This window comes from Streptomyces sp. NPDC005574, from assembly GCF_040605435.1.
GTDB lineage: Bacteria > Actinomycetota > Actinomycetes > Streptomycetales > Streptomycetaceae > Streptomyces.
Map to the genome: position 1 here is coordinate 12850 of NZ_JBEXCW010000055.1, position 16714 is coordinate 29563.

General features: G+C 73.1%; 15 protein-coding genes. 11 read left to right on the forward strand and 4 right to left on the reverse strand.

Annotation, left to right across the window (positions count from 1 at the left end):
- Positions 1–80: 80 nt before the first annotated feature.
- Entirely contained in the window at positions 81–578 is a 498-nt protein-coding gene (locus ABZT03_RS28520; RefSeq protein WP_356044378.1) for a PaaI family thioesterase, read from the reverse strand.
- Between the two features lie 91 nt (positions 579–669).
- Here ABZT03_RS28520 and ABZT03_RS28525 point away from each other — a divergent pair, with 91 nt between their 5' ends.
- The 5 genes from ABZT03_RS28525 (at position 670) to ABZT03_RS28545 (ending at position 5579) form a co-directional block, all read left to right on the forward strand.
- Entirely contained in the window at positions 670–1137 is a 468-nt protein-coding gene (locus ABZT03_RS28525; protein WP_356044381.1) for a helix-turn-helix domain-containing protein, read from the forward strand.
- 189 nt (positions 1138–1326) lie between these two features.
- Complete coding sequence (locus ABZT03_RS28530; RefSeq protein WP_356044384.1) at positions 1327–2565, forward strand: SpoIIE family protein phosphatase; 1239 nt, start codon at positions 1327–1329, stop codon at positions 2563–2565.
- A 202-nt stretch (positions 2566–2767) separates the two neighbouring features.
- Complete coding sequence (locus ABZT03_RS28535; protein ID WP_356044387.1) at positions 2768–3412, forward strand: sigma-70 family RNA polymerase sigma factor; 645 nt, start codon at positions 2768–2770, stop codon at positions 3410–3412.
- Entirely contained in the window at positions 3409–4134 is a 726-nt protein-coding gene (locus ABZT03_RS28540; protein ID WP_356044390.1) for a hypothetical protein, read from the forward strand. The genes ABZT03_RS28535 and ABZT03_RS28540 overlap by 4 nt, the downstream gene beginning before the upstream one ends.
- 125 nt (positions 4135–4259) lie before the next feature.
- On the forward strand, positions 4260–5579 hold the full coding sequence (locus ABZT03_RS28545; protein ID WP_356044487.1) for an acyltransferase: 1320 nt from the start codon (positions 4260–4262) through the stop codon (positions 5577–5579).
- Here ABZT03_RS28545 and ABZT03_RS28550 read toward each other — a convergent pair.
- From ABZT03_RS28550 to ABZT03_RS28560, 3 genes are all read right to left on the reverse strand, one after another.
- Positions 5542–7938 carry an excinuclease ABC subunit UvrA gene (locus tag ABZT03_RS28550; protein ID WP_356044393.1) on the reverse strand — a complete coding sequence of 799 codons (2397 nt, stop codon included), beginning with the start codon at positions 7936–7938 and terminating at the stop codon, positions 5542–5544. The two genes, ABZT03_RS28545 and ABZT03_RS28550, sit on opposite strands and share 38 nt — an antisense overlap.
- A 153-nt stretch (positions 7939–8091) precedes the next feature.
- A complete protein-coding gene (locus tag ABZT03_RS28555; protein ID WP_356044395.1) occupies positions 8092–8517 on the reverse strand; it encodes a VOC family protein in 426 nt (141 codons plus the stop codon).
- Between the two features lie 82 nt (positions 8518–8599).
- Positions 8600–11941, reverse strand: coding sequence for an NPCBM/NEW2 domain-containing protein (locus tag ABZT03_RS28560; protein ID WP_356044398.1), 3342 nt, complete (start codon positions 11939–11941; stop codon positions 8600–8602).
- A gap of 330 nt (positions 11942–12271) precedes the next feature.
- On the opposite strand from ABZT03_RS28560, the gene ABZT03_RS28565 reads away from it, so the two are divergent.
- From ABZT03_RS28565 to gap, 6 genes are all read left to right on the forward strand, one after another.
- The gene (locus tag ABZT03_RS28565) at positions 12272–12433 is read left to right on the forward strand and encodes a hypothetical protein (RefSeq protein WP_356044401.1); all 162 of its coding nucleotides are present in this window, start codon (positions 12272–12274) and stop codon (positions 12431–12433) included.
- A gap of 53 nt (positions 12434–12486) precedes the next feature.
- Positions 12487–12795, forward strand: a complete 309-nt coding sequence (locus ABZT03_RS28570) for a DUF6400 family protein (RefSeq protein ID WP_356044404.1) — start codon at positions 12487–12489, stop codon at positions 12793–12795.
- Positions 12782–13027 (forward strand): hypothetical protein, encoded by a 246-nt coding sequence (locus ABZT03_RS28575; protein WP_356044407.1) that lies wholly within the window; start codon positions 12782–12784, stop codon positions 13025–13027. Before ABZT03_RS28570 ends, ABZT03_RS28575 begins: the two co-directional genes overlap by 14 nt.
- Positions 13028–13314: 287 nt before the next feature.
- Positions 13315–14505 carry an MFS transporter gene (locus tag ABZT03_RS28580; RefSeq protein WP_356044489.1) on the forward strand — a complete coding sequence of 397 codons (1191 nt, stop codon included), beginning with the start codon at positions 13315–13317 and terminating at the stop codon, positions 14503–14505.
- A gap of 135 nt (positions 14506–14640) precedes the next feature.
- A complete protein-coding gene (locus tag ABZT03_RS28585) occupies positions 14641–15597 on the forward strand; it encodes a helix-turn-helix domain-containing protein (RefSeq protein ID WP_356044411.1) in 957 nt (318 codons plus the stop codon).
- A 104-nt stretch (positions 15598–15701) separates the two neighbouring features.
- Positions 15702–16700 carry a type I glyceraldehyde-3-phosphate dehydrogenase gene (gene gap / locus ABZT03_RS28590; RefSeq protein ID WP_356044414.1) on the forward strand — a complete coding sequence of 333 codons (999 nt, stop codon included), beginning with the start codon at positions 15702–15704 and terminating at the stop codon, positions 16698–16700.
- The last annotated feature ends 14 nt before the right edge of the window (positions 16701–16714 follow it).

Consider the following 16714-nt stretch of genomic DNA (forward strand, 5'->3'; position numbering starts at 1 on the left):
GGGAGCGGGCCCGAGGCCCGGACCGGAGGCCGGACACGCGGTCGCGGCTCAGGGCGCGGCCAGCCGTCAGCCGTCAGCCGTCAGCCGTCAGCCGTCAGCGGGATGAGCATGATGCTGCTGGTGGCGTGGGCGAGCAGACGCCCGTCTTCGTCGACCAGTTGGGCCTGTGCGAGCGCGGTCTGGCGTCCCCGGTTGAGGACCGTGCCGATGGCGCGGACCCTGCCGGTGTCCACCGTGATCCGCCGGAGGAACTTCACGGTCAGGTCGAGCGAGGTGTAGCCCGTGCCCGCCGGCAGCGTGGAGTGGACGGCGCAGCCGGCCGCCGAGTCGAGGAGCGTGGCGTAGACCCCGCCGTGCACGCTGCCGATGGGGTTGTAGTGCTCCTCCCCCGGCATCATCGAGAAGACCGCGCGGCCGTCCTCCACCTCGTCGAGGGCGATGTCCAGGGTGGCCATGACCGGGGGCCGGGGCAGGCGCCCCGCCAGCAGGTCGCGCATCATCTCCAGCCCGGAACTCCGTCCGGCGGCGGCCGCCGCGATCGCGGGGTCCTCCCACTCGTACGTACGCGAACGTCCCACGATCCTGTACCTCCGGCCTGGCTTCGTGATCCGAAGCTAGCCGTGGCGTCACCTGACTGTCAATGACGAAGCCAGGTCCTACGATGACCTCATGACGTGGCTCGAGACAAGCACGGAGAACTGCCCGGTCCAGCGCACGCTCGACGTCGTCGGGGAGAAGTGGACGCTGCTCATCCTGCGGGACGCCAGCAACGGGGTCCGCCGGTTCGACGAGTTCCGGCGCCACATCGGCCTGTCGGAGGCGGTCCTCAGCGACCGGCTGCGCACGCTCACGGCGGCCGGCATCCTGAAGGCCGTGCCGTACCGGGAGCCGGGCAGCCGCGCACGCCACGAATACCGGCTGACCCGCAAGGGCTGGGACCTGTGGCCCGTCCTCGTGGCGCTCCGGCAGTGGGGCGAGGCGTACGACGGCGATCCGGACGGGTCGGTCCTCGACATCCGGCACAGCGACTGCGGTGCCCCGGTGCGGGTGGTGGTGGAGTGCGCGGACGACCGTGCCGCGCTCACGCCCTCCGACGTCACCGTCCGCCCCGGCCCCGCGGCACGACCGCTGCGGTGACCCCACCTCCCGGCCGGCGTCCTCGCGGCACGGAGCCGGCACACGGCTCGTCGCGAGGTGGGCGAGACCGCTCGCCGGAGACCGGAGCCGGCCGCCGGGACCCATGACGCGGAGTGATCCACTCCCGGTCAGGTGCCCTCCTATCATGGCAAATCACATCATGATGGCTCTTGTCGAGGCGGGCACTGCATGAAGGAACCACAGATCGACTACGCGGCCGTCTTCCAGGCCCTGCCCGGCATGGTGGCCCTGCTGACCCCCGACCTCGTGTACGCCGACGCCAACGACGACTTCCTGCGGCTGGCCGGACGCACCCGCGAACAACTGCTGGGCCACTACATCTTCGAGGTCTTCCCCGAGAACCCGCACGACCCCGCCGCGGCCGGCATGCGCGAGACCCGGGAGTCGATGCTCCGCGCGGTGGCCACCGGCGAACGCGACACGATGGCGCTGCTCCGCTACGACATCGAGGACACCGCCCGGCCCGGCCACTGGGAGGAGCACTACTGGAGCCCGGTCAACGCCCCCGTCCTCGACGCCGACGGGCGGGTGACGCTCATCGTGCACCGGGTGGAGGAGGTCACCGGCCTCATCCGGGCCCGCGGCGGCCCGGGCAGCGACACCAGCATGGCCCGCGTCCTCGAAGCGGAGCTCTACACCCGCTCCCGTGAACTCCAGGAGGTCAACGAGCGGCTGCGCCATGCCCACGCCCGCGAGCGCGAGGTCGCCCTCGCCCTGCAGGAGGCGCTGCTTCCCGCGCCCGGCCCCGTGGGACACCACGGGGTGGCCGTCCGCTACCGGCCGGCCACCGACGCGCTGAACGTCTGCGGCGACTGGTACGACCTCGTCGACCTGCCCGGCGACGGCGACCGCGTCGGGATCGCCGTCGGCGACGTCGTCGGACACGGCCTGAGAGCGGCCTGCGTCATGGGACAGCTGCGCAGCGCCCTCAGCGCGGCCGCGCGCGTGGCCGAGGGCCCCGCCCAGGCGCTGGACGTCCTCGGGATGTACGCCCGCTACGTCGAGGGCGCGGAGTCGACCACCGCCGTGAAGACCTTCATCGACTGGGGCAGCCACATCATCACCTACAGCAGCGCCGGCCATCCGCCTCCCGCGCTGCTGCACCCCGACGGCAGCGTGGTCTTCCTCGACCAGGCCACGGATCCGCCCCTCGGCGCCCGCCCCGAACACATCCCCCGCCCCCAGGCGAGCACAGCCTTCACCGAGGGCGCCACCCTGGTCCTCTACACCGACGGACTGATCGAACGCCGTACGGAGGACATCGACGTCGGCCTGGCCCGCCTCGCCGACTCCCTCACCCGCCACCGGGACGAGGATCCCGAGATCCTGTCCGACCGTCTCCTGACGGACCTTCTCCCGCCCGCCGGGAACACCGACGACAGCGCCCTGGTGGTCATCCGCCTGTGACCCCCTGACCTGCGGCCCCGCACGGGGTGTCGCGCGGGATCGCGACGCGGGCCACGAGCGGCGGGGCACGCACCCTCGCGCCGGGTGTAACGCTTTCCGCGCGCCGGCCCAAGAACCGGTGAAGTGGGTGCGCGGACCTCCGGTGGACCTCCGGCGAGGAGGAGGCGGACCGCGGGGAGCCTTTGACGAGAGGGAGACACCTGTGAGTGGCGCGGAGCGAAAACAGCGGACGCAGCGGTTACGGGGCGGGCCGGCCGCGGCGGTACGGGATCCGCGGCTCTTCGAGGAGTTCTACCGGCGCCACGTGGACGCGGTGCTGCGTTTCGTGGCCCGGCGCGTCGAGGACCCGCACACCGCGGCCGACCTTACGGCCGAGATCTTCCTCGCCGTCCTCGACTCGGCCGACTCCTACCGTCCCGGCCTCGGCAGCGAGACCGCCTGGCTCTACGGCATCGCACGCAACGTCGTGTCGTCGGAGCGGCGCCGGATCGCCCGCGAGGCGGAACGCGATCTCCGGTTCCGCGGGCGGCGGTTGCTGGAGCCCGACGACATCTCCCGGCTCGAGGACAAGGTCGACGCGGAGAGCCCGGGACGGCGGGTGTGGGCGGCACTGGCGAGGCTTCCCGAAGGTGAACGGGCCGTCATGGAACTGATCGCGGTGGACCAGCTGACCGTCACGGAGGCGGCCGCCGCGCTGGGCATCCGCCAGGTCACCGCCCGGGTCCGGCTGCACCGGGCCCGCAAGGCCCTGCGGGAGGAGGCCGGCGCGGCGACCGCGCCGCCGGGCTGCCCACAGGCCGCGACACCGGACGCGGCCCTTCTGTACGTCCTGGGGGGAGAGGCATGAGCAGGACCACGTTCGAGGACCGGCTGCTGGCGGAGCTGAAGCGGGAGATCGAGCACCGGGAGGCCCGGGCGCCCGAGGCGGGGCTCGCCGAGGACACGGCGGGGGGCGGCGACCCGCGCCGTTCGCCGCGCCGGCTACTCACCGGGCGCCGGATCGCGGTCGGCGCGGCGGCGTGTCTGCTGGCCGGGCTCGCCGCCGTGGTCGTGCCCGGTTCACCGGCCGGCTCGACGGCGTACGCGGTGGAGCGCCACGGCGACGGCACCGTCACACTCACCATCAAGGACCCGGGGATGGGCATCGCGTCCCAGCACGAACTGGCCCGGCGGGTGCGCCCCTGGGGCATCCGGGTGCACGTGCGCCTGCCCGCGGCCCCGTGCGGCTCGCGGATCCCGCGGACCTCGTGGAGCGGCCCGCCCGTGAAGGTCCTGGAGGTGACGAAGCAGGGGCGTTCCGTTCCGCTGCGCGCCTGGTCGGTCACCTTGCGCCGGGGCAGTGTGCTCGTCTTCGAGAACCTGGAACGCCCCGAGCCGGTGAGACTGGCCGAGGTCAGGTCGCGGGAGGACGGGTCCTGCGCGCACGGTACACCGGTCACGCCTGACACCGGCGCGACGCACACCGGGCCGACGGCCGGCAGGCCGACGCACACCGGGCCGACGGCCGGCAGGCCGACGCACACCGGGCCGACGGCCGGCAGGCCGACGGACACCGGGCCGACGGACTAGGAGCTGTCAAATTCGTGGAACCTCCGCTCCCCGTGCCGCCGTTGTCCGCCACTGGCGGGGAACTCCCGCTGCCCGCAGCCCCGTTGTCGGAGCCGTCGCCGGCCCACTCGCCGTCGCGGCGGCCCGTGTCCGTCACGCGGGCCGCTGCGGGACGGCTCGGCTGGCTGGACGCCCTGCGGGGCGTCGCGGCACTCGTCGTGGTGTTCGACCACTCCTCGTACGCCTTCCTGGCGCAGACGCGGCAGGCGCTGACGCCGTACTTCAGCACCAGCCGCTACGGCATCATGGTGTTCTTCCTGGTGAGCGGCTACATCATTCCGGCGTCGCTCGAACGCGGGGGCTGTGTCCGGACGTTCTGGATCAGCCGGGTGTTCCGCATCTACCCGATGTGGGCGGTGGCCGTCGCCTCGGTCCTGGCCCTGCGCCTGCTGGGCGTCGCGGCCGTCCGCACCGACGTCGCCGGGCAGCGCCCCCTCACCGTCGCGCTCGCCCATCTCACTATGCTCCAGGAGCTGTTGGGGACGCCCGGCGTCCTGCTCGTCCTGTGGACGCTGTCCTACGAGATGGCCTTCTATCTGCTGGTCGTGGCACTGTTCACGGTCCGTCTGCACCGGCGTTCGACGACGGCCGCCGTCACGCTGGCCGGGTTCGCCGCGGTAGCCGCGCTCGCCGCCGCGAGCGGGAGGACGGAAGGCGGGGTGGCGCCATCGGCTCTCGCCGCGGCGGTGGGTGCCGGCCCGTTGACCGTCTGCGTCTCGGTCGTGCTCGTGATCGCCGTCTGCGGCGCGAGCGCCGGGTCGCCCGTGCCGCGGGTCGCCGGCGGCCTCCTCGGCGGGGCCCTCGCGCTCGTCCTGGTCGCGTGCGACGGCACGGTTCCGCTCTGGGAGGGCCTGGTGATCCTCGCCGTGATGTTCCTCGGGACCGCCGTGTACCGGGCGGACCACGGGCAGAGCAGCCGGCGGCGGACGGCCGCCACGGCTGCCGTGGTGGTCTCCTGCGCGGTGGGCAGCGCGTACGGGTACGGCGACGGGACCTCCGCCACCCGGCTCGGCTGGATCGTCGCGTTCCTGCTGGCCGTGCTCACCTTCGGTGCCGGGTGGGCGGCACGCCGCCGCCGCGTCTGGCGGGGGCTGACGGGACTCGGCGCGATCAGCTACTCGCTCTACCTCGTGCATCCGGTGCTGCTGGCGGTGACCGACGGCACGATCGGCCGGTGGCGGCGGGACAACCTCGTACTCGAAGTGGCCTTCCTCGCCGCCCTGTTGCCCCTGTGCGTCCTGACCCGGCGCTGCGTCGAAGCGCCGGGCAGAACGCTGGGGCGGTCACTGAGCCGCTCGCCGAGCCCTGAGCCGGCCGCTCAGGTGGGGTCGTCGTACGGGAAGGCGCCGCCGTCCGGAGCGTGCCGCGTCAGGCGCCGACGTAGGCGGCGAGGTGTTCGCCGGTGACGGTGGAGCGGGCGGCGACGAGGTCGGCGGGGGTGCCCTCGAAGACGACACGGCCGCCGTCGTGACCGGCGCCCGGCCCGAGGTCGATGATCCAGTCGGCGTGCGCCATCACCGCCTGGTGGTGCTCGACCACGATGACCGACTTGCCGGAATCCACGAGCCGGTCGAGCAGGCCGAGCAGTTGCTCGACGTCGGCGAGGTGCAGCCCCGCCGTCGGCTCGTCCAGGACGTAGACGCCGCCCTTCTCGCCCATGTGGCCGGCCAGCTTGAGCCGCTGCCGCTCGCCGCCGGACAGCGTGGTGAGCGGCTGGCCGAGGCTGAGATAGCCGAGGCCGACGTCGGCGAGGCGGTCCAGGACGCGGTGCGCGGCGGGCGTGCTCGCCTCGCCGGCCGCGAAGAAGTCCCTGGCCTCGGTCACGGACATCGCGAGGACCTCGCTGATGTCACGGCCACCGAGGTGGTGGTCGAGGACCGACGCCTCGAACCGCTTGCCCTCGCACTCCTCGCAGGTGGTGGCGACGCCCGCCATCATCGCCAGGTCGGTGTAGACGACCCCGGCGCCGTTGCAGGTGGGGCAGGCTCCCTCCGAGTTGGCGCTGAACAGGGCCGGCTTGACGCCGTTGGCCTTCGCGAACGCCTTGCGGATCGGGTCGAGCAGCCCGGTGTACGTCGCCGGGTTGCTGCGCCTGGAGCCACGGATCGCGCCCTGGTCGACCGACACCACCCCCGCGCCGGCCGGGACGGACCCGTGCACGAGGGAGCTCTTGCCGGAACCGGCGACCCCGGTGACGACGACCATCACCCCGAGCGGGATGTCGACGTCGACGTCGCGCAGGTTGTGCTTCCTCGCGCCACGGACCTCCAGGGTGCCGGTGGGAGTGCGCACCGTCTGCTTCAGGGAGGCCCGGTCGTCGAAGTGGCGGCCGGTGACGGTGCCCGCGGTCCGCAGCGCCTCGACGGTGCCCTCGAAGCAGACGGTGCCGCCCGCCGTACCGGCGCCGGGGCCGAGGTCCACGACGTGGTCGGCGATCCGGATCGTCTCCGGCTTGTGCTCCACCACGAGCACCGTGTTGCCCTTGTCCCGCAGGCGCAGCAGCAGGCCGTTCATCCGCTCGATGTCATGGGGGTGCAGACCGATGGTGGGCTCGTCGAAGACGTAGGTGACGTCGGTGAGCGAGGAACCGAGGTGGCGGACCATCTTGACGCGCTGCGCCTCGCCGCCCGACAGGGTGCCCGACGGACGGTCGAGGGAGAGGTAGCCGAGGCCGATCTCCACGAACGAGTCGAGGGCCTGCCGCAGCGCGGTGAGCAGCGGCGCGACCGTGGGCTCGTCCAGGCCGCGGACCCAGTCGGCCAGGTCGCTGATCTGCATCGCGCACGCGTCGGCGATGCTGATCTTGCCGATCCGTGACGTACGGGCGGCCTCGCTGAGCCGGGTGCCGTCGCACTCGGGGCAGGTGGTGAAGGTGACCGCACGGTCCACGAACTCACGGATGTGCGGCTGCATCGCCTCCCGGTCCTTGGAGAGGAACGACTTCTGGATCTTCGGGATCAGCCCCTCGTAGGTGAGGTTCACGCCCTCGACCTTCACCTTGGTGGGCTCCCGGTAGAGGAAGTCGTGCATCTCCTTCTTGGTGAACGTGCGGATCGGCTTGTCCGGGTCGAGGAGGCCCGACTCGGCGTAGACGCGGACGGTCCAGAAGCTGTCCGACTTCCAGCCGGGGATGGTGAAGGCGCCCTCGGCGATCGACTTGGAGTCGTCGTAGAGCTGTGTGAGGTCGATGTCGGAGACGGTGCCCCGGCCCTCGCAGCGCGTGCACATGCCGCCGGTGCGGGTGAAGGTCCGCTTGACGGTCCTGGTCCTGTCGGCGCCGCGGTCCACCTTGTACGCGCCGCTCGCCTGGACGGAGGCGACGTTGAAGGAGAACGCCTGCGGCGAGCCGATGTGCGGATCGCCCAGCCGGCTGAAGAGGATGCGCAGCATCGCGTTGGCGTCGGTGGCGGTGCCGACCGTGGAGCGGGGGTCGGCGCCCAGCCGCTGCTGGTCGACGATGATCGCGGTCGTCAGCCCATCGAGGACGTCGACCTCGGGCCGCGCCAGCGTCGGCATGAAGCCCTGCACGAAGGCGCTGTAGGTCTCGTTGATCATCCGCTGCGACTCGGCGGCGATGGTCCCGAACACGAGCGAGCTCTTGCCCGAGCCGGACACGCCGGTGAACACCGTCAGCCGCCGCTTGGGGATCTCGACGCTGACGTCCTTGAGGTTGTTCACCCGTGCGCCGTGCACCCGGATCAGATCGTGGCTGTCGGCGTCGTGCGGCGCAGGCGACCGCGTGTCCGTCCTCGAGGCCATGCCCATCGTGTCTCCCTCTTTCCGGTGTCGCCCGACTCGATCCGCGCGCTCCGACCGGTCACGGCTCGGTCGGGTCACGGTATCCGCGACCCGGTGACCCGCGCTTCTCCATTCGTGACCGGTCCGGTCGCCGAGGGCCGGCCCCTGCGCCGCTACGGCTCAGACGACCGGCTGGCCGATCCCCAGCAGGTTGCCCTCACTGTCCCGGAACCAGACTGCGCGTTCGCCCCGCGCGCCCTTGCTCGGGTAGTTGCCCTCGATGTCCGCGATGCCGTCGTGGGTACGGAGGCCGGGCGCGTCGACCTCCTCGAAGGTCACGCCACGCCGTCGGAGCTCGCTCACGACCGCCGCGAGGTCGGCGACCTCCCAGCCCATCTGGGTGAAGGTGCCGGGCGAGGCCCCCGCCGACAGGAACAGGGCGAAGTCCACCCCGCCACACCGGTACAGCAGCCCACCGGGCCGTTCGTCGACGGGCTCCAGACCGAGCTTCTCGGCGTAGAACCGCCGAGCCCGCCCCAGATCCCGTGCCGGCAACCGCGCCGCGACCCGCCCCTGAGCCAACAGATTCATGCCGTGGTCGTCCATGCCCCCACTGTGCCGCGAGGGGGCGAATCGGGCGGGGGCACCACGCGGGTCCCGGTGGCCCTCGTTCGTCGGGGTGGGGTGGCTATCGCGTGCAGTCGAGTCGGGCGTCCGTCCAGTCGGCGTGGTCGTGGGCGTTGCCGTCGCCGGCGTCTAGGGCGACCAGGCGCAGTCGCTGGACGTCGGTCACGTCCGCGTCCAGGGGCAGGGGTGGTGAGCTGCCGGTCAATACGGGGGTCGTGGTCAGTGTCCGGCCGTCGGCGACGAGCGCGAAGGTGACCGAGCCGTACGGGGCGACCTCGTCGTCGACGCCGACGGTGGCGGTGAACCGGGTGCAGGCGCCGCCGAGGAAGAACGCGACGTCACTGTCGGCGTGGACGCCGAGGCCCTTCGTGTGAGCCGTGCCGCGGATCGTGAGGGGTTTCCCGTCGCCCGCCGCCTGCTCGCCGTTGGCGCGGTCCCGTTCCACCGGGCCCCAGCCATTGCTGTCGGCCACGAAGGACAGGTCGCTCAGGTACGGGTTTCCGGTGGGCGGCGGGATCGGCACCTCGGTGCTCGCGGTGCCGTACGTCCAGTGCCGTACGCCGTCGCGGGTGTACGTGCCGAGCGGTGTGAAGGTGGTGGCGACCGGGGTGTCGGCCGCGGTCGGAGCGGTCACGGTCCAGCGCGCGGTGACCGAGTGGCCGGGGGCGACCCTCCGGAAAGTGACCGGCGTGACGGGGGTGGCCTTCCAGCCGGCCGGGGCGCCGGGCCCGAGGGTGAGGCCGTTCGCCGCGCGGCCCGACGCGGGCACGGAGAAGGTGGCCGCCAGGGTGGCCGACTCGCCTCGGCGGACCGTCGGGGGCAGGTAGGCGCCCAGCACGGCCGGCGAGACGGCGGGATGCCGTACGGGGCGGATGCGCAGGTTGTCGAACTCGTCGGTCCGGTAGCCGACCACGCCGACGCCGGCCTGTCCGGTCCGGTACGCGGAGTCGTCCACCGCGCCGACCCGTCCGCCGTCGACGCTCGCCGTGATCGTGGTGCCGCTGAAGCCCAGCTCCAGCGTGTGCCAGCGGTGGGTGCCCAGGGTGTGGGTGGTGCCGTCGGCGAGGGTGGTCAGCCGGCCGCGGGTGTCGCTCCTGACCACGGACCACCTGCCGGTGTCGCCGACCCGCAGGAAGTAACCCGCCTGATGGGACTGGGGCCGCTGCTGCTCGCCCGCCCTCCCGAGAAGTTCGACGGTGCCGGACTGCTCCATGTAGACATCCGAACTGACCGTGTAGTCGCGCCAGTTCGTGTCGCCGATGAGGGCGAACGCGTCGCTGTCGTCCTGCCACTCGATCGGCTGCTGCGCGGCCATCTGGCGGACGCAGCGGCCCGCGCGGCCTCCGCCGCAGCGCGCGGTCTCGAACGAGCCCTGCATGTCGGAGAGGTACGCCGCCTCCCGCCCCAACGTGTGCCGCTCGAAGGAGTCGCGGTAGGGAAGCGCCAGGTGGCTTTCGGGCGGGCTGACGGCCGCGCCGTGCCCCTGGCCGGTGGTGGTGGTCAGCGAGTAGACGTGGCCGGGCTGGAGGGTGACGGAGAAGTGCCCGTCCACGGGGACCTCGTCCCCGGTGTGCACGAAGCCGCTGCCGCCCGGGGCGAGATCGGTGGCCCAGATGTGCACGGCGCCGGTCGGCAGGCCGCCGGAGACGGTGAAGTCCGCCCTCTGCGCGCTGTTCGCGGTGGAGGTCTCCACGATGGTGCTGTACGCCGAGTCGTCGGCCGGTTTCAGCGTGACGTAGCTGCCGTTCGCGCGGTCCCCGCCCAGGTAGCCGCTGGCCTTGTCGACGAACTTCCATCCGGGTCGGGTGACTTGGGTGACCTGCGCGGTGGTCCAGAGGCTGGTGCCGATGTCGTACGCCCCGGACCACGGCTGGTTCGCCACCGCGAGACCCACCGTGTCGTACGGCAGGTTGGGGTACACCGCCGCCAGCAGCGGCCAGTTGAGGTAGGCGGTGTACCTGCCGTCGAGGTAGCCGCGGGTGATCGAGCGGATCAGCGCGCCGGCACCGGCGTTCTCGTCCAGGGAGCCGTTCTCGCTGGCCCACAGCGGCTTGCCGGTGGCCTGCGCGTTGTCGGAGCTGTAGCAGGTGTTCGCGCTGCCGCCGTCCCCGCCCTCACAGGGGTAGTGCACCCCGATGACGTCGGCGGCGTCGGCGAACTTCGGGTCGGAGACCATCGCGTCGGCGACGTCGAGCCCCGAGTCGGCGGCGACGACCTGGGTCGGAAGGTGCCGGGCGGCGAGCGCCGCGTGCAGCTTCTCGTACCACCCGGTGTCGTAGCCGCGTTCGTTCCAGCCGCCCAGGTAGTCGATGGACAGGCCGTGTTGGCGGGCGCAGCCCAGCCAGGCCGTCAGGTAGTCGAGCATGTCCTGGGACCAGAAGTGGCCGCCGCCCGGGGAGTTGTCCGTGTTGCCGATCCAGCCGGGGGCGCCCCAGGCGAGGCCGTAGAGCTTGATGTCGGGGTTGCGTTTCCTGGCCTGCTCCATGAGCCACCACTCGTAGCCGCTGTCGCAGCTCACGGTGCCCCGAATGTGTTCGATGCTGGGTTCGGCCCCGTCGGTGGAGTTGGTGTCGCCGCCGATCTCCACCTTGAGCAGGTGCAGGGAGGCGCCGTAGCCGGGCTTGAAGAGGTAGTCCAGGATCCGGCTGCGCTGCGGCTCGGGGTAGTCGATGAGCAGGCGGGAGTTGCCTCCGCCGCCGCTGATGGCGCCGATGCCGTCGAAGGTGCGTCCGGTGCCGGTGCCGTCCACGGTGATGTCGGTCGTGCCGGGCACGGGCGCCTCGCCGGTGAAGTCGACGCGGTCGAGGGTCACCGCGGTGCCGGTCGCGGCCCCGTTCTTGCGTCCGGTCCAGCTCAGGGTGAAGGTGTGGTGGCCGTCCGGCAGGGTGGGGCTGGTCCACAGCGGGACGTCGCCGGTGCGGGTGGCGCTGTAGAAGTCGATGTCGGCGGGGGCCGCGCCGTCCACGGAGACGGCACCGATGCCGTGCCCCGGGTCGGTGATGCCGCGCAGGGTGAGCCGCGTGCCGGTGAAGACGAAGTCGACCGAGTCGCCGTTGTGGTCGGTCCAGCTGTTGGTGCCCTGGTACGGCTGGGCGGGCCCGCCCTCGCCGGTCGCGTGCCCCCAGCCGGAGCCCCGGTAGTCGAACTGGTCGCGGCCGCTCCCCCGCACGGAGTCGTCCACGGTGACGGTCGCCGGCGTCGGGTCGGCGGCCGGCGAGTCGGGTGCGGTCGAGCCGGCGGCCGTCGAGTGCGTGGCCCTCAGTTGCGTCGCCGTCGTGCCGGCGGGCGCCGGGAGCGCCGTGGCGGCTTGGGCCGGTCCCCCGGCGGACAGTGAGAGCACGAGTGCGGTGACCACCGCGCCCGCCCGGGGCAGGGCGGCGCGGTGCCGGACGGAGTGGAGCATGTGCTCTCCCGACCTGCCGAGGCGAGGGAGGCGAACACCTCCGCACACAGGGCTACAGGAACGCACGCTTCCGGGGAAAGAGTCCGGACAGTATGCAACACGTAAACCCGGCAGGCCGGTTGGCCCGCTCGCCGTCACCTGGACACGGGAGCCCTACGGCGGCGAGTCGCCCTCGGCTCCCCCGCCACGCGTGCGAGCCGGGCCCCGCCACGCGCGCGTGCCGGACCCCACGCCACCCTCCCGCCGCTCCCGCTCACCCCGTGGCGGTCGGCGCGCTCGCGGGCCCCTCGGTGCGCCTCCCAGGGCGAGTCCGTCTTCGTACCGCCGTACGTGCCGCACCGCGAGGAGGATCCCGACCCCGCCGGCGAGGCCGTCGTGGTCAACCTGCCCCGGCTGTACGGCCGTTCCCCGGAGCGGGCTGAGGTCCCACCGGTTCCGGCCGCCGCGCACGAGCCCGAGCGGAGGGGCCGAGGCCCCGCCGACCTGCTGTGACGTGCCTAACGTTCCCTTGCCCCGGTCAGGAAGGGATACCTAAGTTCGGCCACATGCGCCCTGAAGACCCCACCCCCGGCGAACGGGACGAACCGGCCGCGAACCGACCGGCGGCGAGCCCGCCGGACCCCGCCGGGCCGGCCGACTTCGCCGTCGACCTCACCGCACACGAGCTGCTGCGCCGCGCCCACGTCCTGGACGCCCTCGGCCCCGACTGGGACCCGCTCGACGCCCTGCGCGACGAGAGCGCCGCGTACGGCCTGCTGTACTCGGGCCTGGACGAGCAGCAGCAGCGCGTCTACGACGACCTGGTGGCGGCCGGCGTGCTGCCCGGCGGCGGGAGCGGCCGTGCTGCCACTTGACCCGCAGGCGGAGATCGGGCGCCGCGCCTGGGTGGCGTGCCCCGGCTGCGACGACGCGCGCGGCTGCACGGTCTGCACCGAGCGGCGCACCTGCCCCGAGCACTGGCGCTACCTGCTGTCCCACACCGGCAGCCTGCTCCACCTGCAGTGCCCGTCCTGCACCCACATCTGGACGCACGAGACCGGCTTCGGCGCCACCCGCTCCCACTGGACCCGCGCCAGCGACGTCTAGCGCACCCCTGAGCATTTCGGCTCGCCCAGGATTTCGGCGGCCCGAAGATCGCTGCACCCGAGGTCCCGCACGCCAGGAGTGGTTCAGCCGCGCCAACTCCCCGACAACGGGGGTGCGACGGCGGGCGCTTCCCCGCGGGCATCCGGCACTCGGAGCACCCCGTTCGCCGGGGACGCCGAGCCCACGACCGGACCCGGTCCGCCCCCCTTGCCGCGGCGGCTCGCCGGGTGGCGTGGGCGGGGTGGGCGGGGTGGGCGGGGTGCGGGGATACCGTCTGCGGCATGGACGTGGACGGTGATCGCCGAGGATGGCAGCAGTGTTTGCTCAGCGGGGCGGTGTTCGCCGTGTGCATGGCCGGCACCACCCTGCCGACCCCCCTCTACGGCCTATACCAGGAGAAGTTCGGCTTCTCCGAGCTGATGGTCACCGTCGTCTACGCCGTGTACGCGTTCGGGGTCATCGGCGTCCTGCTGCTGGCGGGCAACGCCTCCGACACCGTGGGAAGGCGTCCGGTGCTGCTGTGGGGCCTGGGGTTCGCGGCGGCCAGCGCCGTCTGCTTCCTGTGCGCCACCGGGCTCGGCTGGCTCTACGCGGGGCGGCTGCTGTCGGGGCTGTCCGCCGGTCTGTTCACCGGGGCCGCGACCGCGTACGTGATGGACCTGGCACCCTCCGGCGGCGCCGCCCGGGCCACGTTCGTGGCGACGGCCGCCAACATGGGCGGGCTGGGCTGCGGACCGCTGCTCGCCGGAGTTCTCGCGCAGTACGCCCCCTGGCCGCTGTACCTGCCGTTCGCCGTGCACCTCGCCCTGGTGGCCTGCTCGGCCGCCGTCCTGCTGCGACTGCCGGAGACCGTGGACGAGCGGCGGCCACTGCGCGCCGTGCGGCCGCAGCGGCCTCAACTCCCCTCGCGGGTACGGCCGGTGTTCGGGCCGGCGGCGATCGCCTCCTTCGTGGGGTTCGCCCTGTTCGGGGTGTTCACCTCGGTCAGCCCCGCCTTCCTCGCACAGTCCCTGGACGTGACCGACCACGCCGTGAGCGGACTGGTCGTCGCGCTCGCCTTCTTCGCCTCGACCGCGGGCCAACTGGCCGTCGGCCGGGTCGGGGTGGGCCGCTCGCTGCCCCTGGGCTGCGCGGCGCTCCTCGCCGGGCTGGCCCTGCTCGCCGGCGCGCTGCGCTGGGACCTGCTGGTGCTGGTGGTGCTCGCCGCGGTCGTCGGCGGCGGCGGGCAGGGGCTGGCCTTCCGCGGGGCGTTGTCGGCGGTGGCCGGGGCGTCTCCCCCGGACCGGCGCGCCGCGGTCATCTCGGCCCTGTTCGTGGTGGCCTACACGGGCATCTCCGTGCCGGTGATCGGGGTGGGCCTTCTGGTGGACCCGATCGGCCTGGAGGGCGCCGGCCTGGTGTTCATCGCCTGCATGGCCGTCCTGGTCTCGGCGGCGGGCGTCTACCTGCTGCGGCGGCCGGTGCCCACGAACGCCTGACCGCCGCGCCCCTCCGACCGGCGGCCGCACCGCCGCTTTGGCGAGGTGGCCGCCACGGTCACCTCGCGCCACGAAGTGCGAGGTGGCGGGAGGTCGCCCCCGCCGCCGCGTCGCGCCCCGCATACCCTGGTCCCCGTGTCAGCCTCCCCCCTGCACCGTGTCGCCGTCCTCGTGCTCGAAGGCGCGAAGCCGCTCGACGTGGGCATCCCCGCGCAGGTGTTCACGACCCGGGCGAGCATGCCGTACGAGGTACGGGTGTGCGGCGCCGAACCGGGTCTGGTGACCGGCGGCGACGGCCTGTCGTACCACGTCGCCGACGGTCTCGACGCGCTGGCCTGGGCCGACATCGTGTTCATCCCCGGCTACCGGTTCCCCGACCGCGACGACCCGCCGCGGGCCGTCGTCGACGCCCTGGTCACCGCCCACGACCGGGGCGCGCGCCTCGCCGCCATCTCGACGGGCGCCTTCGCGCTGGCCGCCACCGGACTGCTCGACGGCCGGCGGGCCACGACGCACTGGCACTACACGCGGGCTCTCGCGGCGAAGCATCCGCTGGTCCGGGTCGACGAGAACGTGCTGTTCGTCGACGAGGGCAGCGTCCTGACGTCGGCGGGCGCCGCCTCGGGCATCGACCTGTGCCTGCACGTCCTGCGCGGCGAGCTCGGGGTGGCCGCGTCGAACCACGCCGCCCGGCGGCTGGTCGCCGCGCCGTACCGCAGCGGCGGTCAGGCGCAGTACGTGCCGCGCAGTGTGCCGGAGCCGCTCGGTGAGCGGTTCGCCGTCACCCGCGAGTGGGCGCTGCACCGGCTCGCCGAGCCGCTCACCCTGGAGGTCCTCGCCCGGCACGCGGCGGTGGCGCCGCGCACGTTCTCCCGGCGCTTCGTCGAGGACACCGGCTACACGCCGATGCAGTGGGTGATGCGTGCCCGCGTCGACCTGGCCCGTGAACTGCTGGAGCGGTCGGAGCGCGGCGTCGAGCAGATCGCCGCGGACGTCGGCCTGGGCACCGGTGCCAACCTGCGGCTGCACTTCCAGCGCATCCTGGGCACCACGCCGAGCGAGTACCGGCGCACCTTCACCAAGGGCGAGTAGCCCGCCGGCGTCCTGGCGCGATCCTTGCGAACCATGGCGATCCGGCCGCTGTCCCGCGCGGACGCGGCGCGCGAGCCTGGAGGCGAACCGAAGGGACACGTCACATGACTCGCATCGCCATCAACGGATTCGGCCGCATCGGACGCAACGTGCTGCGCGCGCTGCTCGAACGCGACAGCGACCTGGAGGTCGTCGCCGTCAACGACCTCACGAAGCCCGCCACGTTGGCCCGACTGCTCGCCTACGACTCGACGGCCGGCCGGCTCGGCCGCCCCGTGACCGCCGAGGAGGACGCCCTCGTCGTGGACGGCCGCCGTATCGCCGTGCTCGCCGAGCGCGAACCGGCGCGGCTGCCGTGGGGCGAACTCGGCGTCGACATCGTGCTGGAGGCGACCGGCCGCTTCACGTCGGCCAAGGACGCCCGCGCCCACCTCGACGCGGGCGCGCGGAAGGTCCTGGTCAGCGCACCCTCCGACGGCGCCGATGTCACCCTCGCGTTCGGGGTCAACACCGACGCCTACGACCCGGCCCTGCACACGGTCGTCTCGAACGCCTCGTGCACGACCAACGCGCTGGCGCCCCTCGCGGCGGTGCTCCACGAACTCGCGGGCATCGAACACGGCTTCATGACGACGGTGCACGCCTACACGCAGGAGCAGAACCTGCAGGACGGCCCGCACCGCGACGCCCGGCGCGCCCGCGCCGCCGCCGTCAACATCGTGCCGACCACGACGGGCGCCGCCAAGGCGATCGGCCTGGTGCTGCCGAGCCTCGACGGCAAGCTGTCGGGCGACTCGATCCGCGTGCCGGTCCCGGTGGGGTCGATCGTCGAACTCAACACCACCGTCGCCCGCGACGTGACCCGCGACGAGGTCCTGGCCGCCTACCGCACGGCCGCCGAGGGGCCGCTCGCCGGCGTCCTGGAGTACTCCGAGGACGAACTCGTGTCGTCCGACATCACCGGCAACCCGGCGTCCTCGATCTTCGACTCGGCGCTCACCCGCGTCGACGGCCGCCACGTCAAGGTGGTCGCCTGGTACGACAACGAGTGGGGCTTCTCGAACCGCGTGATCGACACGCTCGAACTCCTCGCCGCCCACTGACCGGCACCCCTGCC

Bases quoted from the DNA above. Each gene is read 5' to 3' on its own strand.
- ABZT03_RS28525 (WP_356044381.1), top strand. From the start codon at position 670: ATGACGTGGCTCGAGACAAGCACGGAGAACTGCCCGGTCCAGCGCACG.
- ABZT03_RS28560 (WP_356044398.1), bottom strand. From the start codon at position 11,941: ATGCTCCACTCCGTCCGGCACCGCGCCGCCCTGCCCCGGGCGGGCGCG.
- ABZT03_RS28550 (WP_356044393.1), bottom strand. From the start codon at position 7,938: ATGGGCATGGCCTCGAGGACGGACACGCGGTCGCCTGCGCCGCACGAC.
- ABZT03_RS28555 (WP_356044395.1), bottom strand. From the start codon at position 8,517: ATGGACGACCACGGCATGAATCTGTTGGCTCAGGGGCGGGTCGCGGCG.
- gap (WP_356044414.1), top strand. From the start codon at position 15,702: ATGACTCGCATCGCCATCAACGGATTCGGCCGCATCGGACGCAACGTG.
- ABZT03_RS28540 (WP_356044390.1), top strand. From the start codon at position 3,409: ATGAGCAGGACCACGTTCGAGGACCGGCTGCTGGCGGAGCTGAAGCGG.
- ABZT03_RS28530 (WP_356044384.1), top strand. From the start codon at position 1,327: ATGAAGGAACCACAGATCGACTACGCGGCCGTCTTCCAGGCCCTGCCC.
- ABZT03_RS28570 (WP_356044404.1), top strand. From the start codon at position 12,487: ATGCGCCCTGAAGACCCCACCCCCGGCGAACGGGACGAACCGGCCGCG.